The sequence below is a fragment of the Rhodococcus sp. JVH1 genome (assembly GCF_000280725.2).
Lineage (GTDB): Bacteria > Actinomycetota > Actinomycetes > Mycobacteriales > Mycobacteriaceae > Rhodococcus_F > Rhodococcus_F jostii_A.
In genome coordinates, this window is record NZ_CP166289.1 from 6,160,464 (window position 1) to 6,184,825 (window position 24,362).

21 protein-coding genes are annotated in these 24,362 nt (G+C 67.7%); 15 read left to right on the plus strand and 6 right to left on the minus strand.

The features are described 5' to 3' along the window. Nucleotides 1-100: 100 nt before the first annotated feature. Both JVH1_RS28635 and JVH1_RS28640 read right to left on the minus strand, forming a co-directional pair. Nucleotides 101-1,027: an LLM class flavin-dependent oxidoreductase gene (locus tag JVH1_RS28635; protein ID WP_009474434.1), complete on the minus strand. Its 927-nt coding sequence runs from the start codon at nt 1,025-1,027 to the stop codon at nt 101-103. A gap of 43 nt (nt 1,028-1,070) precedes the next feature. Further along, the gene (locus JVH1_RS28640) at nt 1,071-1,463 is read right to left on the minus strand and encodes a DUF3592 domain-containing protein (protein WP_009474433.1); all 393 of its coding nucleotides are present in this window, start codon (nt 1,461-1,463) and stop codon (nt 1,071-1,073) included. Nucleotides 1,464-1,601: 138 nt separating this feature from the next. On the opposite strand from JVH1_RS28640, the gene JVH1_RS28645 reads away from it, so the two are divergent. The 8 genes from JVH1_RS28645 (at nt 1,602) to JVH1_RS28680 (ending at nt 9,455) form a co-directional block, all read left to right on the plus strand. Then, on the plus strand, nt 1,602-1,943 hold the full coding sequence (locus tag JVH1_RS28645) for a transporter (protein ID WP_009474432.1): 342 nt from the start codon (nt 1,602-1,604) through the stop codon (nt 1,941-1,943). Between the two features lie 133 nt (nt 1,944-2,076). Next, nucleotides 2,077-2,976 carry an LLM class flavin-dependent oxidoreductase gene (locus JVH1_RS28650; protein ID WP_009474431.1) on the plus strand — a complete coding sequence of 300 codons (900 nt, stop codon included), beginning with the start codon at nt 2,077-2,079 and terminating at the stop codon, nt 2,974-2,976. A gap of 28 nt (nt 2,977-3,004) precedes the next feature. After that, a complete protein-coding gene (locus JVH1_RS28655) occupies nt 3,005-4,234 on the plus strand; it encodes an acyl-CoA dehydrogenase family protein (protein ID WP_009474430.1) in 1,230 nt (409 codons plus the stop codon). A gap of 16 nt (nt 4,235-4,250) precedes the next feature. Continuing rightward, complete coding sequence (locus JVH1_RS28660; RefSeq protein WP_009474429.1) at nt 4,251-5,546, plus strand: LLM class flavin-dependent oxidoreductase; 1,296 nt, start codon at nt 4,251-4,253, stop codon at nt 5,544-5,546. Between the two features lie 27 nt (nt 5,547-5,573). Beyond that, nucleotides 5,574-6,302: an IclR family transcriptional regulator gene (locus JVH1_RS28665; RefSeq protein WP_009474428.1), complete on the plus strand. Its 729-nt coding sequence runs from the start codon at nt 5,574-5,576 to the stop codon at nt 6,300-6,302. A gap of 113 nt (nt 6,303-6,415) precedes the next feature. Next, nucleotides 6,416-7,372, plus strand: coding sequence for a TauD/TfdA family dioxygenase (locus JVH1_RS28670; protein ID WP_043778612.1), 957 nt, complete (start codon nt 6,416-6,418; stop codon nt 7,370-7,372). A 76-nt stretch (nt 7,373-7,448) separates the two neighbouring features. Continuing rightward, the gene (locus JVH1_RS28675) at nt 7,449-8,390 is read left to right on the plus strand and encodes a TauD/TfdA family dioxygenase (RefSeq protein WP_009474426.1); all 942 of its coding nucleotides are present in this window, start codon (nt 7,449-7,451) and stop codon (nt 8,388-8,390) included. Nucleotides 8,391-8,405: 15 nt separating this feature from the next. Next, nucleotides 8,406-9,455: an ABC transporter substrate-binding protein gene (locus tag JVH1_RS28680; RefSeq protein WP_009474425.1), complete on the plus strand. Its 1,050-nt coding sequence runs from the start codon at nt 8,406-8,408 to the stop codon at nt 9,453-9,455. Nucleotides 9,456-9,506: 51 nt separating this feature from the next. Here JVH1_RS28680 and JVH1_RS28685 read toward each other — a convergent pair whose 3' ends face one another. Next, entirely contained in the window at nt 9,507-10,334 is an 828-nt protein-coding gene (locus JVH1_RS28685) for an alpha/beta fold hydrolase (RefSeq protein ID WP_192817824.1), read from the minus strand. A 245-nt stretch (nt 10,335-10,579) separates the two neighbouring features. Between JVH1_RS28685 and JVH1_RS28690 the strand changes: the two genes are divergently transcribed. After that, nucleotides 10,580-11,182 (plus strand): C40 family peptidase, encoded by a 603-nt coding sequence (locus JVH1_RS28690; RefSeq protein WP_043778610.1) that lies wholly within the window; start codon nt 10,580-10,582, stop codon nt 11,180-11,182. 71 nt (nt 11,183-11,253) lie between these two features. Here JVH1_RS28690 and JVH1_RS28695 read toward each other — a convergent pair whose 3' ends face one another. Then, complete coding sequence (locus tag JVH1_RS28695) at nt 11,254-12,843, minus strand: GMC family oxidoreductase (RefSeq protein ID WP_009474422.1); 1,590 nt, start codon at nt 12,841-12,843, stop codon at nt 11,254-11,256. A gap of 47 nt (nt 12,844-12,890) precedes the next feature. After that, on the minus strand, nt 12,891-14,636 hold the full coding sequence (locus JVH1_RS28700) for an aldehyde dehydrogenase family protein (protein ID WP_009474421.1): 1,746 nt from the start codon (nt 14,634-14,636) through the stop codon (nt 12,891-12,893). Nucleotides 14,637-14,834: 198 nt separating this feature from the next. Here JVH1_RS28700 and JVH1_RS28705 point away from each other — a divergent pair, with 198 nt between their 5' ends. From JVH1_RS28705 to JVH1_RS28715, 3 genes are all read left to right on the plus strand, one after another. Next, nucleotides 14,835-16,016: a CdaR family transcriptional regulator gene (locus JVH1_RS28705; RefSeq protein ID WP_009474419.1), complete on the plus strand. Its 1,182-nt coding sequence runs from the start codon at nt 14,835-14,837 to the stop codon at nt 16,014-16,016. A gap of 115 nt (nt 16,017-16,131) precedes the next feature. Next, nucleotides 16,132-18,075, plus strand: coding sequence for an acyl-CoA thioesterase/bile acid-CoA:amino acid N-acyltransferase family protein (locus JVH1_RS28710; RefSeq protein WP_009474418.1), 1,944 nt, complete (start codon nt 16,132-16,134; stop codon nt 18,073-18,075). Continuing rightward, nucleotides 18,075-19,376, plus strand: a complete 1,302-nt coding sequence (locus tag JVH1_RS28715; protein ID WP_009474417.1) for a glutamine synthetase family protein — start codon at nt 18,075-18,077, stop codon at nt 19,374-19,376. Before JVH1_RS28710 ends, JVH1_RS28715 begins: the two co-directional genes overlap by 1 nt. On the opposite strand, the gene JVH1_RS28720 is transcribed toward JVH1_RS28715, so the two are convergent. Beyond that, the gene (locus JVH1_RS28720) at nt 19,377-20,597 is read right to left on the minus strand and encodes a fatty acid desaturase (RefSeq protein WP_007300454.1); all 1,221 of its coding nucleotides are present in this window, start codon (nt 20,595-20,597) and stop codon (nt 19,377-19,379) included. It abuts the gene before it with no gap. Nucleotides 20,598-20,770: 173 nt separating this feature from the next. Here JVH1_RS28720 and JVH1_RS28725 point away from each other — a divergent pair, with 173 nt between their 5' ends. From JVH1_RS28725 to JVH1_RS28735, 3 genes are read left to right on the plus strand one after another with little or no spacing between them, the layout of a single operon-like run. Beyond that, a complete protein-coding gene (locus tag JVH1_RS28725) occupies nt 20,771-21,196 on the plus strand; it encodes a hypothetical protein (protein ID WP_337460321.1) in 426 nt (141 codons plus the stop codon). After that, nucleotides 21,193-23,541 carry a WXG100 family type VII secretion target gene (locus tag JVH1_RS28730; RefSeq protein WP_009474414.1) on the plus strand — a complete coding sequence of 783 codons (2,349 nt, stop codon included), beginning with the start codon at nt 21,193-21,195 and terminating at the stop codon, nt 23,539-23,541. The genes JVH1_RS28725 and JVH1_RS28730 overlap by 4 nt, the downstream gene beginning before the upstream one ends. Continuing rightward, nucleotides 23,538-24,296, plus strand: a complete 759-nt coding sequence (locus JVH1_RS28735; protein WP_009474413.1) for a hypothetical protein — start codon at nt 23,538-23,540, stop codon at nt 24,294-24,296. Before JVH1_RS28730 ends, JVH1_RS28735 begins: the two co-directional genes overlap by 4 nt. Nucleotides 24,297-24,362: the final 66 nt, after the last annotated feature.

Below are 24,362 nucleotides of genomic sequence, written 5' to 3' on the forward strand. Positions count from 1 at the left end.
CGGAAAATCCCGGCCCGCGGACGGGCCGGTGGATTCCCGAAACGATAGGCGTGAGTAAACGGAAAGTCATGCCTAAGAATCGACTTGATCGGAAGGGCGGCTAGTTCTGCGCGCCCGGATAGACGGGACGGCGGTGGGCCGGCGCCGGCGCCGGATCGGGCAGCCGCAGCGTCGCCCGGAGCGACCGCTGCCGGTACCCGCGGGGCCGCGCCGGCCTCGGCCACGCGGCGAACCCGGCGTCGAGGTCGGTGACGGTCGCGATGTGACCGTCCACCTCGGTGGCGTCGGGATCGTCGACGACGAACAGCAAGGCGCGTTCGCGCACAGCCTGCCCGTGACGGTCGACCTGGCTGCCGTCCAGCACGACGATGTCGGAAACCTCGGCGGCGGAGACGATGTCGTCGCCGTCCTGCGCCCACCACGCGACGGGAATCTTCTGCTGCGGCGGGGTGGGGACGTTGAGGGGGCCGGCGATGTCGAAGACCCCGCGGTGGTCGGCGTAGACGATCCGGTCGGAATCCGCGAAACGCACGTCGTGCGGGCGTCCACGGATCGTGTCGGCCGGCCAGCTCTCCCACAGCGTGCGGGAGGCGTGGATCGCATCGGTCGTGGCTGCGGGACTCGGTCCGGCATCGATCCACACCCCCGCCGAAGCCAGGTTTCCCGGCGCCGATCGGTCCTCCACACCGGTGAGCCAGCCGACCCGGCCGCGGCTGGTGTGATCGAGCGATGCGAGCCGGCGAGCCAGGTTGTACGGGTGGTCGAGGTGGGGAACCGCGGTGACGAACACACCGACGTCGTCGGTGGCGGCGATCAGTGCTGCGGCGGACACGCTGGGCGACAGGGCGGCGGTGGGCCGGGGAGCGGTCCGCGACACCCGCTCGACGCCGAGCAGGGCGAAGTCCGCGCCCGTGCGGGTGATGAATGCGCCGAGTTCGTCGATCCGGCCGCGGCGAATGGCGTCGACGAGCAGACGCTCACCGAGTGCGAGCCCATGGAAGGTCCTGCTGCGCTGGATCACACTCATCGGAGGTTTCCCGTTGTCGATTTTTGGGTCTGCTGTCGTGATGTCAAGGGGTATCTCCTGAGAAGAGGGTGGATGCCGCGAGGGTCAGGGACGTCAGTCCCAGGATCACCAGCAACATCGATACGGACGCACTGCGCCGGAGGACACTGGACCACGGATTCCGCGGGTCATACCACAGCCAGAGAGACTGTCCGACAACGAATTCGCCCCTACCCCCATCGGGCAGCGAGGCGCCGAGCGTCGATCCGGGATCGAATGTCCGCCGCTGACCGACGAACTCGTCGCTTCCGACCCGATACGAGTAGGTGATCGACGGCCGTACGTCGACGACCGAGCACTCGGACCGTGTCCACGACCGGGATCTCCACAGCGCGAGGACGCCCGGAACCCCACGGAACAGGAGGAACGCGCCCGCGATGATCCAGACGGTGATCACACGGGTGACGTTACGGCCCGCGTCGGTGTGTCGTACAGCCTTCTCCGCAGCGTGAGCGGAACACGAAACCTGCGCGTCTCGTTCGATTCCCGGTAGGTGAACATGGCTCGAATAGCTCTGTCCGCCAGACATTTAGAAATGTCGTTGAAATCAAGACGAGCGGAAGACTCGGAAAACGGGCGGTCGACGGCCTACGGTTGCCGGGCAGGAAAACTTCGCAGCCAGAACTACGACAGCGACCAGGGGGATCTGTTCCAGCTCGAAGGCACCGACCCGTATCTCGACGGCCTGCTCCGTTCGCAGGTCACCGAGACGGACCGGGCCGAGCGGATCGCGTTGATCGAACAGATCCAGGATCACGTGATCGACAGCGCCTACACGATCCCCCTGCTGCTGGATACCCAGATCTTCGCCGTCGCTCCGCACATCCACGACTTCGGCAACGCGGCCAACTCCGTGCCCTGGTTCTACGACACGTGACGGAACGCAAGTGACTGATGATGGGGGACAAAAAGTTTCATGTCGACACAGTCCAGAATCAGACTGAGCGCAACGCTCGTCCCGTGAGCGATGCTCTGGGAAGGTAACGACTATCGCGGAAAGGGGAACCGTCATGAGCCGACATTCCGTCGTCGGACTGCACGTTGATGCCGCAGTCGTCACCGAACTGCTCGACCCGAGGCAGCCGGCGCGGCGAGAAGAGTTCGGGCGCGGCATCGACGAGTCGGGAATCGACTTCGTCGTTCTCGGCGGTGACCGCCTGGACGCTGGGCAGTCGAGTCACGCGACGATCGATGCGACCGTGGCCGCCACCGTCCTGGCTCGCCACACGACGTCGGTCGGACTGGTGGTGGCCGGTGCTCCCGTCCGCGATCACCCGTTCAATCTCGCGCGCCGCCTCGGCTCGCTCGATCACGGATCCCACGGCAGGGCCGGATGGCTGATCGGTTCGGGCCCGGTGGACGCCGCGGTCGATGCTGTGTCGGTCGTCCGGAAGTTGTGGGAGAGCTGGCCGGCCGACAGCATCGTCGACGACGCCGAGCGCGGCATCTTCGCGGAATCCGAGCGGATCGTCTACATCGATCATGCGGGTACGTTCTCCGTGTCGGGCCCGCTCAACGTCCCCGAGCCACCGCAACGCAAGCCGCCCGTGTTCTGGCGCCCCGCGAACGAGGCTGAACTGGTGGCGGCGCGGCGCACGGCTGACGCCGTGATCCTCGCGGACGAGGATGCGGTGCGCCGCTATCGAGCGCACTTCGACCCCGATGCCGCCCGTGACCAGGTGGTACTGACCGACCGGCACTGGGCGCCCGGCGGCGGTTCGCCGCTGGCGACGGAGGCCGACGGTGTGGTCTTCCGAGGGGCCACCACGGCAACCCTGCCCGCCCTGCTCGACGCGGTGCGGCGGGAGCCGATCCTCCAGGACCCGCGGCGCACCCTGCGTGACCGCCTGGGCTTGCAGACGGCGGAGACCGTACTGTCCGGCGGCCGCAGCGCCTTCCCGGTCAGCTGAGCATTCCACCGAAGACAGGAGATTCACCATGACAGTGGTATCCGAGGCCCCCGCGCCGGAGGCGGTGCGTCCGCCTGCCCGCGGCTCCGCCGAGCTGGCGGCCGTGATCGCCGAGATCGCCGAGGACGCCGCGCGGCGGCGCACCCGTGGCGGGACCGAGGGCCCGCGACGGGCCGTCGAGTTGATCCGCGAACACCGGCTCGGGGCCGTGCGGGTGCCGCGGGAACACGGCGGCGGTGGTTACACCTTGCAGGATCTCTTCGATCTGGTGATCGACCTCGCCGAGGCCGATCCCGATGTGCCACACATCGTCCGGGTCCACTACGCGTTCGTCGAGGAAGTGCTGCGGGCCCCACGCACGGAGCGCAAGGACGCATGGTTGCCGGAGATCCTGTCGGGCACACTGTTCGGTGGCGCGTCGTCGGAACTGAGCACCCGCGCCGTCGGCTCCTACAGCTTCGAATCCACTCTGACACCGGATCCCGGCGGATACCGCCTGAACGGGGTCAAGTTCTACAGCACCGGTTCGCTGTACTCCGATTTCATCCGGGTCTCCGCCAACCTCCCGGACGGCAAGGTGCTCAGCGCCATCGTTCCCGCCGACCGGGCGGGGATCGTCCACAAGGACGACTGGGACGGAATCGGCCAGCGCCACACCGGCAGCGGGACGACGGTGTTCGAGAACGTCGCCGTCGAGGAGTCCGAGACGCTGCCGTTCCGCGGTGGCGACGAGGAGACCCGGCCGCGGCAGGCGCTTCCCCAGTTGTATCTGCACGCGATCGCGGCGGGCATCCTCCGCACCGTCACGACCGAGTCCGCCGAGCTGATCCGCGGCCGCAAGCGCAGCTTCGTGTTTGCAGTCGCCGAAGAACCACGGCACGACCCGCAGTTGCTCGAGATCGTCGGAACCCTCTCGGCGGCTGCCTTCGCGGCGGAGTCCGTGGTCCGGGCGGCCGCGGCAGCACAGGATGTGGCCGCGGACGTCGCGCGCACGTCCGGCGTCGACACGAGGCTCGAGCAGGAGGCCGCGGTACTGGCCGCCAAGGTGAAGGTGGCCATCGAGGACATCGCGCTCCGGGCGGCCACCCGGCTGTTCGAGGTCGGCGGCGCCTCGGCCACCCGGGAGTCGGCGCACCTGGACAGGCACTGGCGCAACCTGCGAACCCTGTTCTCCCACAACCCGACGGTGTACAAGGCGCGGGTGATCGGCGACCTCGTGGTCAACGAGACCCCGCTTCCCGACACCGGATTCTTCTGATTCGGAAGGCACTGCCGTGAGTAGATCCCGACGCCAACTGGTGCTCAACGTGAACGTCCTCGACGTGGGAATCGCCCCCGGAGCGTGGACGCTCGACGACGTGCACGCGCACTCGTTCGTCGACCTCGATCACTTCACCAGGATCGCGCAGATCGCCGAGCGTGGCACCCTCGACGCGTTCTTCCTCGCCGACGGTCCCGGCTTCTGGGAGAACCCCCGGGTGAAGCCGACCCGGGCGCTGGAACCGTCGGTGATCCTGGCGGCCGTGGCGACGGCCACCGAGAACCTGGGCCTGATCGGGACCGCCTCCACCACGTTCAACGACCCGCGCGATCTCGCCGAACGCTTCCTGTCCCTCGACTACCTGAGCGGCGGCCGGGTGGCGTGGAACGTGGTCACCACGTATTCGCCGACGGCCGCAGCCAATTTCGGATTCGACCAGATTCCGGACCGCGACTACCGCTATCGCCGTGCCGAGGCGTTCGTCGGTGTGGTGACCGCGCTGTGGGAGAGCGCCCGGAGCGGTGTCCCGGTGTCTCATCACAGCGAATTCTTCGACGTCGACGGCGTGCTGCAGGTGCCGCCGTCGGAGCAGGGGCAGCCGCCGCTCATCCAGGCGGGCGGGTCACCCGCCGGGCGTGACCTCGCCGGCCGCACCGCACACGGCGTCTTCTCCGCGGAGCTGACGCTCGACGCCGGGCGCAGACACTACAAGCACGTCAAGGACGTGGCGCGGGCGGCCGGCCGCAACCCCGACGACGTGAAGATCCTGCCCGGGCTGATCACGGTCATCGGCTCGACCGAAGCGGAGGCCGTCGCGCGACACGAACAGCTCCGCGCCCACGTCCCGGCGAAGTTCGGCTGGGACCGGCTGAGTCTGACCCTCGGAGTCCCGCTCGCGGAACTCGACCTAGACCAGCCGATCCCGGCGTCGCTGCTGGACGGGCCGCCCGACCCGTCGACGTTCGCGGGTTCCCTCGGGTTCCGCGAATCAGTGGTCGGGCTGGCGCGCGAGCGGAATCTGACCGTGGCCCAGCTTCTTCGCGAGTTGGACGGCGGTGGCGGGCACCGCGCCGTGATCGGCACACCGGATCAGGTGGCCGACACCATCGAGGCGTGGTTCCGTGCCGAGGCGGCCGACGGATTCAACCTGATGCCCGACGCGTTGCCGTCCGGACTCGACACCTTCGTCGACGAAGTGGTGCCCCTGCTCCGCAAGCGGGGGCTCTTCCGTCACGTATACGCGGAGAAGACCCTGCGTGAGCGCTTCGCGGTGCCGCTGCCCGAGTACGGCGCCGCACGCTCGGCCTGAGTTCGTTCAGACGGTAAGGAGGGGCTCGTGACGTCACCGCGGTCGGGCTCGCAGGCGGTGGAACGGGCGATCGCGGTACTCGCCTGCTTCGAGGGGGCCACCGACCTGACCGTCAGCGCGCTCGCCGCCCGCACCGGGTTGGCCGTCAGCACCGCGTATCGCATCGTGCAGGCCCTCGTCCGCGGCGGATTACTCGAGCGTGACGAGCGGACCGACTGCTATCGGGTGGGGCCGAGCCTGATCTCCCTCGCCGTGCCGTCGCTGGGGCGTCTCGACGCGGAATCGTTCGCCCCGCACCTGTATTCGCTCGCCGCGCGGGTGAAGCTGACGGCCAGTCTCGGGGTCGCGAGGGACGACGTCGCGGTCACCGTCTTCTCGGCGCGCCCACCCGAACGGTTCTGCACGCATCAGCTGCCCGGGGCACGCCAACCGCTGCAGAGCAGCGCGATGGGGATGGCGATCCTGGCGTTCGGCACGGCGTCCGCACGGCGAAGCAGTTCGGTGACGGCGTCCTCCGACCTCGAACGGGTCCGGCGGCTGGGGTACGCCGCGGCCTTCTCCTCGGAGAACCGGGACATCCTCGCCGTCGCGGTTCCCGTTCTCGACCCCGAGGGACGGTCCCGCGGCGCATTGGGGGTCCAGGCGCTGCGCCGGCGACTCACCGACGAACTGGTGCGGGAGATAGTGCCGCCGATGCGCGGCGCCGCGGCGCGGATCGGCGCGCGGGCCGGAACCGCATTTCCCGCGTTCCGGTAGGGAAAAACTCAGGGTGAACCTTTTTCGCATTGTGAAAATACCGTTGTAGCACCGTGGTTCGGAATTCGATGATGATCGCGACGTATCGATTCAGCCCGAAACCAGGAGTACGCATGACACTCACCACCGCCGCGCCCGCCGACTCGGATCAGACCGCCGACACCGCGCTGGAGGTCCGTCCCGTCGCCGGGCACATCGGCGCCGAGATCTCCGGAATCGACCTCCGGAAAGAGCTGGCCGACAACGAGGTAGCGCAGGTACGCGACGCCCTGCACCGCTACAAGGTCCTGTTCTTCCGCGACCAGGAGATCGGGCACGCCGAACAGATCGCGTTCTCGCGGAAGTTCGGTGACGTGACACCGTCGCACCCGTACGACGACGAAGCCCCCGAAGGTTTCCCGCAGATCCTCGCCGTCGACAGCCGCAAGTACGAGAAGCGCTTCGGGCGCAAGAAGTACAGCTACGACAACAAGTGGCACACCGATGTCACCGCGTTGATCAACCCGCCTGCCGGCACGATCCTGCGCGCCCACATCGTCCCGGAGCAGGGCGGCGACACCCAGTGGACGAACCTCGTCGCAGCGTACGAGGGTCTGCCGGACTCGTTGAAGAACCTCGTCGACGGTCTCCGCGCCGAGCACCGGTTCGGCGGACGGCACCCGCAGTGGGCCGAGGACAGCAGCTACGCCCAGAAGACGCGGGAGAACCCGCTCGTCACCGAACACCCGGTGGTCCGTGTGCACCCGGTGACGGGGGAGCGGGCACTGTTCGTCACGCCCGGTTTCACCAGCCGGATCGTCGGGGTCTCGCCGTCGCAGAGCGACCGCCTGCTGGACCTGCTGTTCGCCGAGGTGACGAATCCCGCCTACACGGCGCGGTTCCGCTGGGCGCCGGGCAGCCTCGCGTTCTGGGACAACCGTGCCACCGCCCACCTCGCGCCCACCGACCTCGACCACCTCGACGTCACCCGAGTCCTGTACCGCACCACCCTCGAGGGCGACGTTCCCGTCGGCCCCGACGGCAAGGAGTCCACGTCCATCGCCGGTGCGGCGTTCCGCGGCGAGAAGTAGGCGGCTTCGCCGCCCGTGCGCGGTTAGCGAGTCTCTGGACTCGTCAGCCACTCACAGAACCAAGGAGACAACAGAAATGACAGTTATCGACGACCGTCCCGGTGTCGTCACCGAGCTCCGGATCGCTCCCATCGCCGGCTATATCGGCGCGGAGGTCAGCGGTGTGGATCTTGCGGGTGACCTGGACGAGGCCGCCGCCGCACGACTGCGGCAGGCATTGCTCGACCACAAGGTGCTGTTCTTCCGCGACCAGCCTCTCGACCACGCGGCGCAGATCCGGTTCTCCCGACACTTCGGCAAGGTGACACCCGCCCACCCGTACGACTACAACGCCCCCGAGGGCTACCCGGAAATCCTGGAGGTGGACAGCCGCAAGTACGCGGCCCGCGGCGGTGCCCGCAAATACAGCTATGCGAACTTCTGGCACACCGACGTCTCGGCGCTGGTGAACCCGCCGGCGATCACCTTCCTCCGATCGGAGCTGGTGCCGGACGTCGGGGGCGACACCGCCTGGACCAATCTCGCTGCGGCGTATGCCAACCTGCCGGAATCGTTGAAGACGTTCGTGGACGGCCTGCGCGCCGAGCACCGCTTCGGGGGACGGCAGAAGCGATGGGAGGCGGGCAGTGATGCCGAGCAGAACGTCACCACCAAGCCGATCGTGACGGAGCATCCGGTGGTCCGGGTGCATCCCGAAACCGGTGAGCGCGGGCTCTTCGTCACCCCCGGTTTCACGAGCCGGATCCTCGGTGTCTCCCCGGCGCAGAGCGACCGGATTCTCGACCTGCTGTTCGAGGAGGTCACGAACCCGGCCTACACCGTCCGGGTTCGCTGGCAGAACAACAGCATCGGGGTGTGGGACAACCGCATCACCGCGCACCTCGCGCCGGCGGATCTCGACCACCTCGACGTCGTTCGGGTTCTCTACCGCACCACCGTCGAAGGTGATGTTCCGGTCGGCGTCGACGGTCAGCCGTCGCGGTCGGTGGTCGGCAGCGCGTTCCACGGCGCCGACTGAGCCACGGGAGACGACATGAGGGCTGAGTTGCCGATCGGGTTGCGCGGCAACAGATCGATCGTTGCGGCGGTGTTGGGCACCGCCGTGGCGCTGGTGGTGGCCGCATGTGGTGGGTCGGCGTTCGGCGGGGGCACCACGGCGGACGGCAAGACGGTGCTGCGGTACGAGGGCAGCCCGGCCAGTGTCACCTTCCCGGAACTCGCGGAGGACCTCGGCTACTTCGAGAAGGTGCAGCTGGAGTGGCTGGGCGACACGACGAGTGGACCGCAGAGCATTCAGTCGGCGGCCACCGGAGACACCGATTTCGGGTCCGCGTTCAACGGCGCCATCGCGAAACTCGTCGACGCCGGGGCGCCGCTGACCGGGGTCGTGTCGGTGTACGGTTCGGACGGCGACACCGAGGCCGACAGCTTCAACGGCTACTACGTCCTCGAGGGCAGCCCCATCCGGACGGCCCGTGATCTGATCGGCAAGAAGGTGGGGATCAACACCCTCGGCGCCTACCACGAGTACGTCATCAAGGAATGGCTGTTTCGTGCCGGACTGACCGACGACGAGATCAACCAGGTCGAGCTGACCGTCGTGCCCCCGAACAACACGGAACAGGCACTGCGGTCGGGACAGATCGACGTGGGGAATCTCGGCGGGATCGTGAAGGATGCCGCGCTCGGCCGGGGCGGGTTGACGCCGCTGTTCACGGATGTCGATCTCACCGGACCGTTGGGGATCGGGTCGGTGGTGTTCCGGAACGACTTCATCGCGAAGAACGAGGAGGCGACCCGCGACTTCGTGCAGGGTGTCGCGCGTGCCGTGCGATGGACGCAGACGGTCCCGAAGGAGGAGGTGGTCGACCGGTTCGTGAAGATCGTTGAGGGGCGTGGGCGGAACGAGTCCACGGAGTTCGTCCGGCAGTGGAAGAGTGCCGGCGTGCCCGCGCCCGGGGGAGTGATCGCCCCTGGGGAGTTCCAGATCTGGATCGACCAGGGCGTGCGGTTGGGGGTGCTGAAACCCGGGGGCGCGGCGGCGGAGGACCTCTTCACGAACGAGTACAACCCGTACGCGTAGGCGGCTTCGCCGCCCGTGCGCGGTTAGCGAGTCTCTGGACTCGTCAACCGCTCACGGGCTGCGGAGTGCCCGGCGGAGGGTATCGGCGAACGTGGTGGGGTCGTGAATCAGCCAGCCGTGGCCGCCCGTCACGGTGAGGACGGGCGGATTGCGGAGTGCCTTCCGCATCGACTCGAAGCTGGCGAGCGGAATCGTCCGGTCCCCGCGACCCCAGACGAGGGACACCGGTAGGCCCCGGTCGGCGAGGACGCCGAGTTCGTGGCGCAGGTCCGCTCGCCTGGCCAGGTGTGCGGTGCGCCAGACCGCACCCGGATCCCGCAGCGTGTTGGGCAGGAAGCCGTTGACGAGCGACGCCGCCGTGTGGGCGATGGTCCGGATCGACAGTGCCTCACCCAGGGCCGACGCGCCCCAGTCCCACAGCGGCCTCTCGCCGATGGGCCGTATTCCCCAGCCGTCGGACGACCAGGCGCCACCGCCCACGGAGTTGACGAGCACCAGGCGCGCGACCCGCTCCGGAAGGTCGTGGGCAGCCTGAATGGCGACGCCCCCGCCGAAGGAGTGGCCGATCAGTGTGATCGGTTCGCTGATTCCCGCCTCGTCCAGGAACCGTCCCAGCCAGGCCGCGTAACCGGCGAAGGTCCGCGCTTCGGGCGGATGGTCGGGAGTTCCGCCGAAGCCGGGGAGTGTCGGAGTGAGGACGCGGTGCCCGTGCTGGGCGAGCATCGACAGGCTGCGGCCGTACACCCGCGGGGTGAGCCCCCATCCGTGCAGGAAGACGACGGGTGAGCCGCGCCCCACGACGGTGAGGGTCGCGGCGTCCGCACCTGCGGGTACCCCGAAGATCTCGGGTTCTGAGTTCTGGATCAGTGACACGCCCAACAGCGTGGACGACGCGCATGCCTTCGGTAACGGGCCGAATTGCCTGAAGGCATACCTGTTTCTGGGGTTTCATGACGGACCGGTCGGTTCGAGATCTGATCGTTATATACCTGGATTGCGAAAACAGGTATGTGTATGGGCCATTCGGCCGTTGTCTGCTGAGTCCGTGACCGGGATGTTATCTAACGTCTCGTCCGAGCGGCACTGATGTCGCCGGAACCTCATGAATTGAAGGACTCAGCTCAATGGCCAAGCATAGATTGCGTCGGGGCAATCGTCTGCAGTTTTCGACCGGCGGTCTTCTGATCGCCGCCGGTGTGGGAGTGGGAGCGTTTCTGCTTCCCGTTGCTCCCGCTGCAGCGGAGCCGATCACGATCCCAGGGATTGGGACGTTCGAGGTACCAGGCGTGCCGCCAGTGCCCCCGGCTCCGGCTCCGGCTCCGAACCCAGCGCCCCTCCCGGGACCCCTGCCGGGACCCCTGCCTGCCCCGCCGGCGTTGCCGTCCACCCACGGTGCGCAGGCTCTCGCGGCCGCCGAATCGAAGATCGGATCGCCGTACGTTTGGGGCGCCACCGGGCCGAATGCCTTCGATTGCTCGGGTCTGGTGCAGTGGGCGTACAAGCAGGCGGGCATCTCGGTACCCCGCACCACCTACGACCAGGTGAACGGTGGCTCGCCCGTCGACAAGGGGAGCCTGCAGCCGGGTGATCTCGTCCTGTTCAACGGGGCGAACCACGTCGGGCTCTACGCCGGGAACGGCACGGTCGTCCACGCGCCCACCGCCGGGCAGCCCGTGAAGCAGGCGCCCCTCGATTCGATGCCGTTCTACGCGGCGCGCCGGTACTGAGGCGGCTCCGCCGCCCGTGCGTGGTTAACGAGTCTCTGCACTCGCAAACCACGCACGGGGCGCGAAGCGCCCTACGAGTTGCGGATCAGATCCGACGCCCGCTCACCGATGAGGACGGAGGGTGCGTGGGTGTGCCCGCGGATGATGGCGGGCATGATCGACGCATCGGCGACGCGCAGTTTGTCGACCCCGCGGACCCGCAGGTCGGGCGTGACGACACTCGCGTCGTCGCTGCCCATGCGACATGTCCCGACCGGGTGGTACAGGGTGTGGGCATTCTCCTGCAGTGCCCGGGCGAGGATCTCGTCGAGTGGCGTGCTCGGCGTGACCGCCGGGCGAATCATGTTGCCGAGCCGCGACTTCAGTGCCGGGGCCGATGCGAGGGCATCGCACAGGCGCAGTCCTTCGAGCATCGCCTGCCGGTCGACTCCGCCGCTGTCGCTGAGGTAGCGGGGATCGATGATCGGCTTGGCGAGCGGATCGTCCGACCGCAGCGAGATCTCGCCTCGGCTTTCGGGTTTCACGAGGATGGTGCCGATCACCGCAGCGTGACCGGTTGCCGGAATGAGGCCCTCGTCGAAGAACGGCGCGGGCCCGAAGATGATCTCGAGGTCGGGCAGTGCCAGATCGTCCCGACTGCGCGTGAAGCCGTATGCCTCGGCCACATTCGACGTGAGCATGCCGCGGCGACGAGTCAGGTAGTTGAGCAGCTCGGGGATCTTCTCGGCGGCGAACAGCGAGTCCGAGTCGACGCTGTAGCCGAGGAACGACACCAGGTGATCGAGCAGATTCTTCCCGACCTCCGGTAGGTGCTGCTGCACCGCGATTCCGTGCTCACGCAACTGCGCCTCGTCGCCGATGCCCGACAGCATGAGGAGTTGCGGGGAGTTGATCGCCCCGCCGGCGAGGATCACTTCCTTCGCGGCGCGGACGGTGCGTCGCACCCCGTCCTTCTCGTACTCGACGCCGACGGCCGCGGTGCCCTCGAACAGCACCCGGGTGGCCTGGGCGCCGGTGAGGACGGTCAGATTCTTCCGTTTCAGCGCCGGCCGGAGGTAGGCGTCGGCGGTACTCCACCGGGCGCCCCGCTTCTGCGTGACCATGGTCTGTGAGAAGCCCTCGGGCCGAGCGGTGTTCGCCTGTTCGACGGGGTAGCCGGTCTCCTCGGCCGCCGCGAGGAACGACCCGGTGAGAGCGCGGGGGCTCCGCTGGTGCGAGACGACGATCGGTCCGCCGGTTCCGCTGTCGGCGTCCGACGCGTCCTGCACGTCCTCGATGCGGCGGAAGTACTTGACCACTTCCTTGAACGACCAGGAGTCGTCGCTGAGTTCGGCCCACTCGTCGTAGTCGGCGGCGAACCCGCGCACCCACATCATCGCGTTCATCGACGACGAGCCGCCGAGCATCTTGCCGCGCGGCCAGTAGATCGTCCGTCCGCCGAGCCCGGGTTGCGGCTCGGTCAGGTAGTCCCAATCCAACTCACTGCGAAACAGTTTCGAGAATGCGGCGGGGATGTGCGCGAACTTGTCCTTGTCCTCACCGCCGGCCTCGAGGACCACGACCTCGCTGCCGGAGTCGGCGCTGAGCCGGTCGGCCAGCACGGCACCTGCCGAACCCGACCCCACGATCACGTAGTCGGCCACAGACAGTTCCTGATTCATCGTTCATCTCCACTTCGACGAGGGTGAGGGATCGAGGACATGCAGCCTCATCCACGCAGCGCGGACGCGAAGATCGCCGGCAGCCGGGTCCATGAGGGTGCACCGGCAAATCCTGTCAGCAATCGGCCGGTCGTGGCGGCGGTTCGGTTGGTGACGAACCACGGGGGCTTGGGCGAGATGGACATCTCACGGTTCAGGATCGACCGCGGCGACGGGCGGAACGGGCCCCGGACGACGGTGCGCTCCGGCCGGTCGATGAGGAGGGCGTTGTGCACCACGCCGATGCCGCTCTGGACGTCGTCGAGGGTGTGGCCGGGGAAGGCTCCCCAGGTCGCGGTGGCGGTGAGGTACCCGACGCCGGTCCATGCGTTCACGGCGATGGTCCCGTAGCGGAGGCTCTCGAGCAGTGAGTCGAACTCCGTGCCCAGCTCGCGGATGGTCTGCGGTGCGGCGACGATGTTGACTCCGAGGGTGCCGATGAAGTCCTCGTTCACGAGGTCGGCGGCGTGTGCCGCGAACTCGGCGCCTCCGTGGGGTAGGTCGATCACGCCGAGCACCGGAGCGAAGTACTCGGTCTGCAGGAGCGGGGCGTAGGCGCCGGGCTCGAGATCGGTGACGAGGACGCGTCCACCGTTCTCGCCCAGGCGTGCGGCGGTGGGGAACGACGCGGTGGCGCCGGCGACCCGGGAGTCGCTGCCGGGGTAGTACGCGGCGCGGTCCGGTGCCGTGTCGAGGGCCTCTTTCAGGGCGGCCACGAACTCGTCGCGCTGCTTCCACTCGGACGACACGACCACGGCCTGCGCCGCGACGCAGTTGTAGCCGCCGTTGTGGAGTCGTTGCGTCGCAATGTGTTCGGCCTGAAATTTGATGTCGGCGCGGCTCCACTCACCGGGCAGCACGATGGTGGGGGACACACCGCCGAGTTCGCTGGAGATGGCCTTGCCGAGGATGGGCTCGTTCGCAGCCTTGCGCCGTGCACCCTCCTCGCCGGTGCCGAACACGATCGCGTCGTGGGTGAGCGCGCTGCCCGTCATGTGCACGTGGTCGACGAGGTCGTGGTGCACCAGATAAGTCCCGACCTCCGCACCGCCGGTCAGCAACCGGACCGCGCCGATGGAGATGAGCGGTTCGAGGACACGCGTCAGCACGGGCAGCAGGCGGTCGGTGATGGGGTTGAGCTTGAGTGCGACGACGCGATTGTGCGCGATCAGTTCGTACAGGGTGTCGAGCGGGGCGATCGAGGTGATGTTGCCGGCGCCCAGGACCACGCCGATGCCCTGAGTCCGCGACGGGTCGCGCTGGGCGAGGCCGGCGTCGCGCTGTGCCGTCGCACGATCGATTCCCGGCTGCAGCCACACGTCCGCGCTGAATCCGCTGAGCAGCAGCTTGTCGAAGATGTTCAGGGGCAGCGCTTTGACGGTGGTGCGGCCGCCGGGGGCGGTGCCGAACGTGGCGCCGTCCAGCGGGCTGGTCCCGGATTCGAGTTTCGCCAGGCTCGCCGACAGCGCCGCGGTGCCCGTGGCCAGCGGGTACGGTCCGGACATCCATTCCTCGCCGACCAGCGGCGACTTGGGGTCCAGTCCTTTGATCGCGACCGCGGCGTCCACCCAGTCGGCGGCGTGCTGCACCGTGAGGTCGTGCACTTTGTCGAGGAGTTTCCTGCGATCGGCGAGGGAGAGGTCGGCCCAGGTCTTCTCGCCCTCGGCGAGGTCGGCGAGGGCGGCGTCGACCTCCGGATGTGGGGAGCCCGCGCCGGGGGTGGGGGAGGTGGCCTCGGGTTCTGAAGTGCTCACTGTGGACAGCTCCGCTCGAGTCGAGTACATGAAGGACCGCGCCGCAGAAACGAAAAACTACTGTGGCGTAGAACACTGATTCTCGTCCCAGTTCCGGGCGTCGCGCCATAGGCAGCGGCTGTCAATGTGAACATGCGGGCTATGCCGTCGCACAAAAAGGGTATGGCGCGGACCACGTCCGGTGGATAGTCTTGCCGGATGACTGTCAGCTCGGATGTCGCGCCGTCGCCCACCGATCTTCTCGGATCGATGCTGGAGTCGGTGGACCAGCTGTCCGAGCGACTCGTCTCGCGCATCCTGTCGGCCGAGCACGGCTATGTGGAGGCGACCCTCCTCACTCCAGAGCAGTTGTACGCGGCGTGCGTCGACAATCTGACGGCGATGCTGGGCAACCTCGCGGGCAGTGCGCCGATCCGGCTCGAGGCGGCGCGCGCGGCCGGACAGTTGAAGGCCGAACAGGGTGTGCCGCTCGCGGCGCTACTCCACGCGTTCCGGCTCGGCGGCCGCCTGATCTGGGACGAACTGATGGATCGCTCGGAGGGCCGCGCCACCAACGCGCTGCTCGACATGGCCGCCCAGGTGTGGGCGCTCGTCGACGTCTATTCGGACAGCGCAGCGGAGGCATACCGGGAGACCGCCGACCTGCGCGCCCGCGAGGACGCCGAGTCGCGGGGCCGGCTGATCAGAACCCTGTTCGGTGACCACGCGGCCAACCCGGCCGGTGCCGCCGACGCGCTCCGCACGTTCCGGATTCCGGAGAACAGCACGTTCCTCGTCGTGTCCGTCGAAGCGGCGGCCTCGCCGTCCGCCGCGGACGTCGTGCAGTCGGACCTCCGCGGTGTGGGTGTCGACTCGGTGTGGGACACGGAGGTCGACGGCCGGATCGGACTGCTGTGGGCCGCCACCGCCGACGTACTCGATTCCGCGTTGGACCTCCTCGGCCGCACCGGGCACGGACGGATCGGGGTCAGCTCGGTGTTCGGACGTCCCGGCGGGACGAGCCGGGCCGTCGAGCAGGCACGGATCGCGCGTCGCTGCGCCGGACACGGCGGATGCACCCCCACCCGTTACGAGTCGGTGCCGGTGTCGCTGCTGCTGGTCAGCGTTCCCGACGCCGGCAAGCTGGCGTCGAACCAGATCCTCGGACCGGTGCTGGCGCTGCCCGCCGAGGAACAGGAGAGCCTGCTCGCCACTCTCGACGCCTGGTTCTCCTGTCGCGGATCCACCACCGCGGCGGCCACCCAACTGCACTACCACCGCAACACCGTCCTGTACCGGCTGCGCAGAATCCACACCCTCACGGGACGCGACTTCTCCGACCCCATCGACGCCGCCGAACTGTACGTCGGTCTGCGGGCGCACCAGCTGCTCGGTGCGTGACCTGAGCGGTACCCGCTCGGCTCGGTGAATCCGGCCCCCGCGCCCGCCCGAGGGCCGACAATATGTGTGGGTCGGCCGTCGTCCGCTCGGGTGTGCCGGGCAGTGGGGCAGTGCAATGGGATTCATCATCGGATTCGCACCGTGGATCGTCTACTGGATCCTGGTGGGCAACACGGGATTCGTCGCTGCCGTCGCGATCGCGTTCGGTATCGCGGCGATTGGCCAGGTGGTGCAACGGTTACGGGGCCAACCGTGGCGGACCCTCGAGGTCGGCACCGTCGCCGTTTTCGCGCTGCTGCTGATCGCGGCACTCACCCTGGACGACGCCGTCCTCGAACGCTGGCTTCAGCCACTCAGCAACTTCGGGTTGTTCGCGATCGCGGTGGTGGGCGTCGTGATCGGGCGGCCCTTCGTGCGCGAGTACGCGACGGCAACCGTGGACGCCCGGACGGCGGCGAGCGGCGGCTTCCGGTACATCACCACGGCCATGACGTGGATGTGGGTGGCCGCGTTCGGACTGATGACCGTGTTCTCGCTGATCCCGCCGATCGTCGACGGCGACGCCACCATGCGCGACGCTGGCGACACCCTGTCCGTCGTCTGCTACTGGGTGCTGCCGTTCACCCTCATGGGCATCGCGGGGCTGGTGTCCGCGGTATTTCCCGGATGGTTCGAGAAGCGGTCGCAGCTGCTGGAGACGCAATCTTCGGCGGAGCCGGCGGTCGCCGAGCAGCCCGCGCCGGCCGCGGACGTGTCGGCGGGGTCCGTCGAACTCGACGTTCCGGCGTCGTCGCGTCACGACGAGGCGTTCTCGCTGATCGTCCGCGGCGACCGGCCCGGATCGTCGGTGACCGTCCGCACCACCGGGACCGACCTGTTCGGTGGGCAATGGCGGTCCGAGGCCACGTTCACCGTCCCGGCCGACGGAATCGTCGACGTTGCCGGACAGGTTCCGGACCACGGTGATTGGGACGTGGCGGACGCCGACGCCCCGTTGTGGGCCATGCGTTTCGTGTCCGAAGACCGGGTACCCGACGTCTTCGTGCCGCCGCCCGACGCGTGGCTGGTCACTGTCGAGGCGAGCACTCCGGACGGAACGTCGCGGCGGACGGTGACGCGTCACGTGAGCGCCCCCGGAGTGTCCGTCCGTTCCCTCGATGTCGGCGGCCGGCCCGCCCTGCTCGCACTGCCCGCCGGCGACGCGCCGAGCGGCGGGTGGCCGGGCGTCGCCTGCTTCGGCGGCTCGGAGGGCGGCGTCGACTCCCAACGTTCCACCATCGGGATGCTCGCCGCCAACGGGTATGCCGCACTGGCCTATTCGTGGGTGGACGAATCGAACACCGACGCGACGCTGGTGAACGTTCCGCTCGAGCGGTTCACGTCCGCGGTCGAGGCTCTCGGTGCGCAGCCGTCGGTGGACGCGAGCCGCCTGACCGCGATGGCCATTTCGCGGGGTGCGGAGGGCCTGTTGGCCTCCGCCTGCGTCGGCGACCTCCCCGTCGCCGGGCTGATCCTGATCAGCCCGAGTTCGGTGTCGTGGCAGGCGATCGGCCCCGACGGCGAGATCGCCGACACCCCGTCGTGGACATGGAACAGCGGGCCCGTGCCGTGGGCGCCGCTGCCGGGTGGGACGCTGATGCCCCAGCTGATCCGCAACGCGTGGCGGGCGCACCACGACCTCACCGCGCACCGCCCGAGCCTGCTGCGGCTGGGTGCCGCCTACCGGGCCGGGCTCGCGGCCGCACCGGCCGAGGCGACGTTGCGGGCCGAACAGGCGACCGCGCCGGTGCTGTGCCTGACCGGCGCCGACGACCAGTTGTGGCCGTCGTACGAGATGGCCACGGCACTTCTCGGGCGTCGATCCGGCACCCGCGACGAACACCGGACGTTCGACGGCGCCGGCCACCTCCTCCGCCTCGGAATGTTCCCCGCCGACGCGCAGTGGACCGGCGGCATCGCGTTCGGTGGCGGGGGCGCAGGTCAGGGCCGGGCGCAGCGCGAAGCGGTGCACAGCGTGCTCGGCTTCCTCGCGCGGACCACCGCGGTGGCGAGGGCCTGATGCGCCGCGCAGAGGGCGGCTTCGGCCACACGGACCGCATCGTCGGCTCGATCGTCGACATGGCCGGGGTGTCCCGGGCGAAAGTATTTCCGATCTCGAGACTGGATTCCTTCGTCGACTCCGGTGCTGGAGCATCGCCGAGCTGGAATGTGTTCTGCGTCGACGACCATCTCGCGTTCACGCCGTCCTTCTCCGTCGTGGGCGACCTCCGTCTGCGTATCGACGGCGACGACGTGCGAGATCTGGGCAACGGCACGTATTGGGCGCCGGCGTGCCTGACCGAGCAGGACGGGACGCCGTCGCTCGCCTGCACCCGGGGTGCGCTGCGGCAGGTGTCGACGCGGTTGGCGGAATCCGGACTGACCGCGCGGATCGGTCACGAGATCGAGTTCACCCTCTTCGAAGCGGCGACCGCCGAAGAATGGTCCGCCTACGGCCTCAATGCCGTTCTCGCGCAGGATGAATTCTTCGAGCATCTGCTCGCTGCGGCGTCGACGGCCGCGCTACCGATCGAACAGGTCCACGCCGAGGCGGGGCTGAACCAGTTCGAGGTGTCGCTCGCCCCCGCGGATCCTGTCACGGCGGCCGACAACGCGGTACTTGCCCGCGCCCTGATCAGCAGGGTCGCGCGTGCCCAGGGGCTGCGGGCGTCGTTCTCACCCATGCCCGTCGCGGGAGGGGCGGGAAACGGCGCCCACCAGCACGTGTCGATCGCCGAGGGTGACCTGCCGATCCTGTCGGGATGCCCGGGCCAGTACGGGCTGACTCCCGCCGGTGGTGCGGCCATCGCCGGGATTCTGCGGGCGCTACCCGAGTTCACGGCCGTTCTCGCCGGGTCGGCGCTGTCGCACCTGCGGTTGCGCCCGGGCATGTGGTCGGGGGTGTTCCGCTGCTGGGGCCTGGAAAACCGGGAGGCCGCCGTCCGCCTCTGCGCGGACACCGCCGGGAACCCGCACGGCGCGAACCTCGAGATCAAACCCATCGACCCGTCCGCGAACCCGTATCTGAGCAGCGCCGCCATTCTCGGCGCCGCCCACGACGGCATCGCCACTGGGCTTCCCCTCCCGGACGAGGTGTCGGTCGACCCGGCGGAACTGACCGGCGCCCACGCCGTCGATCTCCTCCCGACCCAGCCGTCCGACGTGCTCGGAATGTTCGAGTCGTCGGCGCTCCCGCGGGATCTGTTCGGGCCGCTGATCATGGAGGCGCTCGCGGCGGTCAAGGGGTACGAGCTCGCCGAATACCGGGACAAACCGGTCGACGAGGTCGCACAGCGCTTCCGGTACGCGTGGACGTCGTAGTCAGTTGCGGATCATCGCCAGCGCGGTGCGCAGTCCGCGCCGCTTCCCGGTCGCAGGATCGACCCCGAACACTTCCTTCATCCCACCCCGAATGCGGAATCGGAGTTCCGACGCCGTCTCCGGTGCGTCGTCCGCGGACGCCGACAGGAAGCGGTTGGGCAGGGCGAGCTTGAAGATGGTGCGGAGGGTGAGCCCGTACTGGTGCGGGAGCGAACCCGTCGTGTAGGGGAGGTCGTACTTGTCGCACAGTTCCCGCATCTTCACACCGATCTCGGCATAGCGGTTGCTGGGCAGGTCAGGGAAAGCGTGGTGCTCGATCTGGTAGCAGAGGTTGCCGCTCATGAACGCCAGCACCGGGCCGGCGTTGAAGTTGGCGGAGCCCAGCATCTGCCGCAGGTACCACTCGGCCTTGGTCTCCTTCTCGAACTCCTCCTTGGTGAACTTCTCGGCACCGTCCGGGAAGTGACCGCAGAAGATCACGCCGTAGGCCCACAGGTTGCGGATCACGTTGGCGGTGATGTTCGCCGTCAGCGTGCTCTTCCATGCCGGGCCGGTGAGCGCCGGGAACACCACATAGTCCTTGCCGACCTGCCGCGCGATCTTGCGTCCCACCTCCTTCGCGTTGCGGAGGGTTTCGGCGCGGTCGTAGTCGCCGCGCCGGATGCTCGCCACGTCCAGGTGGTGCAGCGCGACACCCCACTCGAACAGCAACGCCAGCAGGACGTTGTAGAACGGCTGCGCCAGGTACACCGGCGACCACTTCTGGTCCCGGGTCATACGCAGGATCCCGTAACCGACGTCGCTGTCGAGACCAACGATGTTGGTGAACTTGTGATGGACGTAGTTGTGCGAGTGCTTCCACCCCGACGACGGGCACGTGTTGTCCCACTCCCAGTTCGACGAGTGGATCTCGGGATCGTTCATCCAATCCCATTGACCGTGAATGACATTGTGGCCGAGTTCCATGTTCTCGATGATCTTCGCCGCACCCATCAAGGCGGTACCGAGGATCCACGCAGGTCTCTTCCGGCTACCGAACAGGACGACCCTGCCCGCGATCGCCAGCGACCGCTGCAGTTTGATCGTCCGGTCGATGTACCGCGCGTCACGGGCGCCGCGGGACTCTTCGATGTCTGCCCGGATCGCATCGAGTTCCGCGCCCAGCGCCTCCACATCCGCATCGGTGAGGTGGCTGTACTCCTTGATATCGGTGATGGCCATCTGGTCTCGATACCCGGTTCACCCGATTCTCAATCAGCGAATCCGCCGAACCGTTGCGCAACCGTGTTGTGGTCACACGTCCGTGTGACGGCGTCCGCTATTGTCTCCACGGTCGCCGAGCGTGTCGGTGACCCGGATCCGGGGGTGGATCTCGATGCGGCTATCAGGGGGAGATGTCGATGTCAGAGGGCGATATGTCATGGCCGGAGAGTGTCATTGCGTCGCTGGACGGGACCGGTGCGACGCAGCCTCCGCTGGCCGCCGTCCCCGGGCTGCCGCCGGTGCTCGGTGGACCGGACGTCGCGGTCGTCAAGGTCGATCCCGACATGCTGCGGGCGATGTCCACCGCGCTCGGCGCCATTGCGCGTGAGGTCGAGGCGTTGGGCGGCCGGCGGAGCTTCGAGCACGCGGTCCGGGCCGTCGAGGGGTCCGACACCGCGGCGGCATGCAAGGACGCCGGCGACATCCTCGCATCCGCGCTCGGAGTCGCGGCCAGTCGCATCGACGAGATGGCGTTCATCGCGGGCGACGGGGCCGAGAACTACGAGGTCACCGACAACTCGTTCGCGTCGCAGCTGTCGGCGATGGGGGAGCTGTGATTCCGCGTAGGTCGCAACTGCATGTGTGGAACCCGCAGGACCTGACACTGGCGGGCGAGGAAATCGGACGGACCGCCGACGACACGCGGAGCCGGGCGGACGACGTCCAGCGTGCTGTCGCGGATCTGGGTCGACATGACGACTGGCGCGGTCCGGCGCAGGCGGCCGCCGAGCAGCGGGCGAACAGTGAGTGCACGGAAATCCGCAGGCTCGCAGATGATCTGGAGGATCTGTCGAACGCGCTTGCGGGCGGGGCCGATCGCCTCGGGCATGCGCGGGACTACGTCGCCACCGTGATCGACAAGGCGGCAACCGACGGATTCACCGTCTCCGACGACTGGCAGATCGTCAGCCCGCCGAAGACGATGAGCGAGACCGAAGCTGCCGAGCGTGCCGAGCTGATGGAGTACTGGCGCAGCCAACTCGGTGGAGCGCTGACGGAACTCGACACTGCCGACCGGGACATGGCGACGGCGATCCGGGACGCGCTCGGGGCCGTGGCGGCGAGTGCCCCGGCGGCCGCAGGCCTGTCGGGGCACGAGGGCACCGCGCTGGGTGAGCAGGTCGCGCGGGGTGGTTCCGACATTGCACAGGACGTCCGTGACCGTGTTGCCCGGGAGATCGTGGCCGCAGGGCTCACTCCCGCACAAGTGCAGACGCTGGCCGACGGCGGCAAGGTCACCGATCTGCCACAGGGAACGATCGATTTCCTGCAACAGTTCTATACGGCGGCCGGCAAGGAAGGGTTCCTCGCACTGTCCGAGCAGTACAGCGAGAACGGGCGCACCGAGGCCGCGAGCGCGCTGTCCAACGGCCTCGCCGTGGTGTCGAACTACAACATCGGTAGTGCCAGCGGCGACGTCGGCGGCCAGAGCCACATTCCGGAAAGCCTTCGAGGACTGTTCGAGGGCCCGGTGACGTCGACCGGCAACCTGATGAAGGGCGCGCACGACGCCCCGCAACCGTCTGTGGTCGTCAACAACGGAGATGACCTGGCGCGATTCACCAAGGCGTTCGGTCTCGCGAACCCGGGCGTTCAGCAGGGCAGTGAGCTGAGCGAGAGCCTCGTCTCCCGTGCCGGCGAGATCGCCTCGGCCACCAACGACAAGAGTCTCCTCATCGGGGACTCCTTCGACCACAACGCGCTGGGCCGCGACGGCGTCGACACCCTCCTGCAGGACATGGTCGGCGTCGGTGGCCGCGACCATGCCGCCGTCCACAACATCCTGTCCGGTGAAGGCATGCCGGCCGACTACAACCGCGACGACGTCATCATGCCCCTGCTCCAACGTGATTGGACCGACGGAGGCGAACAGAACGTCGCCGGGATGTTCGACTGGATCGCCGACGACGCCAGGCCCTCCGATCCATCCGATCCCGGCGAAATATTCCGGTCGACACAAGCCGGGGAATCGGCATTCGGCCTCGCACAAATCCTCGCCGCGAAAGACGCCGAGCTACTCGACATCCCCGGGATGAACGGGCAGGCAATCGGTGAGGTGAACCCCGAAATCACGCGGGCGTTGGGCACAACGCTCGCGCCGTACATCGGCAACATGGTGGGGGTGCCCGGCGACTTCGCAGGCACTTCGGGTTTCACCAGCCCGACCGGCGGTGAATTCGGGCTCGAAAACGCGCCCCGCCTCTTCTCGGTCATCGACTCCAATGCCGATGCGGCAAGCTACTTCAACGCGCAGGCGTTCGGAATGTCGGCTCAGCTCGAGCAGGCGTGGGCGTTGGAAGGTCTCACTCCGCAGATGCCGCACTACGAGTACGGTTCGTGGGCGGGGAGTATCCAGGGTGTGGTCGACAAGGGGCTCGATCTCGAATTCTCGGACCGAGTTGGCGACGAATCATCAAAATATTCAGCCGGTTTCGAGAGCAAGGGTGTCGCGTACGACACGATCAGAACTGTAGTCAGCAAGGGCGTCGAGTTCATCCCCGGCGCCGGACCAATCATCTCCAGCGGAATCGATCTCGCGGATCCAGCATTCAAGAGCGCGGTCATGGGCGCGGTACCCGACAGCACCGTCCAGCCGAACACTCAGTTCGCGGAGGATTCCCTTCTCGCAAAGCACTACTACCAGATTGCTCTCGGTCTTCAGGCGGCGAATGGCGGCTCGCTCGAACCATATGTCGGTCTCGAGGATTTTCGAGATGGAGTGAATGGCCCCTTGCTGCCGTATGACGAGATCGTCTCTGATCGTCCCAGCTTTACAACCCCGCTGCTTTCATCGAGTTTGGCCGGATACATCACCGAAGCAGGCTTTTCCGGAGTTGGTGAGTTTGTCGACGCCATGAATGCCGGTCGTGAGCAGGTACAGAACATGGAGTTCGGGCGATGAGGGCTCAGATTTCGACTGTCCTTGTTGCAGTTGTCGTGTCGGTTAGTGCCTGCGGCACCGATGAAGCGAAAACGTCGATCGATACTCCGGAAAGCGTGGTCGCCGGATATAGCGTCCCCGAGAACGTCGACTACAACGTTCGGTGGTCAGCAGATCCAGGTATCGATCTGCTCAGCAGGCCTGCGGTTGTGGCCCGGGCGTACATGGAGTCGTACTACCTCGCGATTCATGGTCACGCGTTGTCGGCGGGCTACCCAGGTTTCGCTGAGGCGACGTCACAGCAACGCGACCGTGTCGACTTCGACCATTCGAACGACCCTGAGCTGGAACAACTCGTCGGAACCCAATTCGAGCACCTCCTGGCACTGACACCGACAGAGGACGGGTGGGTCGCCACTGTGTGTTCGGGTAACTACACCGTGATGGCGAAGAAGGACGGCCGATACTTCAATCTGACAGGTCCGTCTCCGCAAGCGGAAACGGTAAGAATAGTGGCACCCGAGCAGACGCAGTCTGTCGCTTCCGAACGAATTGTTGCCGAGGGTGCAGAGCGTGCTCCATCAGCGGATGTATTCGCTGGTTGGACGGTCAGTGAGCATGTGCCGGCCGCGCGCGATCAGAACGTACACGCGGAGTGCGACTCGCGCATGCCCGATGCGAGGGTTGGGCGACCGCATAAAGCGAACCTCCCACACGACACCCCCTACTCGACGCTTGCCCCGTATCCGGGCTGGCCGCGCTACGACGAGAACTGACGGCGACCTCCACCCTCGGCGGTAGGGCACTGTCGCCGCTGCCGGCGTCCAGTCATATCCTCGACG

Bases quoted from the DNA above. Each gene is read 5' to 3' on its own strand.
- JVH1_RS28695 (WP_009474422.1), bottom strand. From the start codon at position 12,843: ATGAATCAGGAACTGTCTGTGGCCGACTACGTGATCGTGGGGTCGGGT.
- JVH1_RS28670 (WP_043778612.1), top strand. From the start codon at position 6,416: ATGACACTCACCACCGCCGCGCCCGCCGACTCGGATCAGACCGCCGAC.
- JVH1_RS28675 (WP_009474426.1), top strand. From the start codon at position 7,449: ATGACAGTTATCGACGACCGTCCCGGTGTCGTCACCGAGCTCCGGATC.
- JVH1_RS28735 (WP_009474413.1), top strand. From the start codon at position 23,538: ATGAGGGCTCAGATTTCGACTGTCCTTGTTGCAGTTGTCGTGTCGGTT.
- JVH1_RS28710 (WP_009474418.1), top strand. From the start codon at position 16,132: ATGGGATTCATCATCGGATTCGCACCGTGGATCGTCTACTGGATCCTG.
- JVH1_RS28645 (WP_009474432.1), top strand. From the start codon at position 1,602: ATGTCGTTGAAATCAAGACGAGCGGAAGACTCGGAAAACGGGCGGTCG.
- JVH1_RS28650 (WP_009474431.1), top strand. From the start codon at position 2,077: ATGAGCCGACATTCCGTCGTCGGACTGCACGTTGATGCCGCAGTCGTC.
- JVH1_RS28690 (WP_043778610.1), top strand. From the start codon at position 10,580: ATGGCCAAGCATAGATTGCGTCGGGGCAATCGTCTGCAGTTTTCGACC.
- JVH1_RS28720 (WP_007300454.1), bottom strand. From the start codon at position 20,597: ATGGCCATCACCGATATCAAGGAGTACAGCCACCTCACCGATGCGGAT.
- JVH1_RS28680 (WP_009474425.1), top strand. From the start codon at position 8,406: ATGAGGGCTGAGTTGCCGATCGGGTTGCGCGGCAACAGATCGATCGTT.
- JVH1_RS28655 (WP_009474430.1), top strand. From the start codon at position 3,005: ATGACAGTGGTATCCGAGGCCCCCGCGCCGGAGGCGGTGCGTCCGCCT.
- JVH1_RS28635 (WP_009474434.1), bottom strand. From the start codon at position 1,027: ATGAGTGTGATCCAGCGCAGCAGGACCTTCCATGGGCTCGCACTCGGT.
- JVH1_RS28725 (WP_337460321.1), top strand. From the start codon at position 20,771: ATGTCGATGTCAGAGGGCGATATGTCATGGCCGGAGAGTGTCATTGCG.
- JVH1_RS28705 (WP_009474419.1), top strand. From the start codon at position 14,835: ATGACTGTCAGCTCGGATGTCGCGCCGTCGCCCACCGATCTTCTCGGA.
- JVH1_RS28715 (WP_009474417.1), top strand. From the start codon at position 18,075: ATGCGCCGCGCAGAGGGCGGCTTCGGCCACACGGACCGCATCGTCGGC.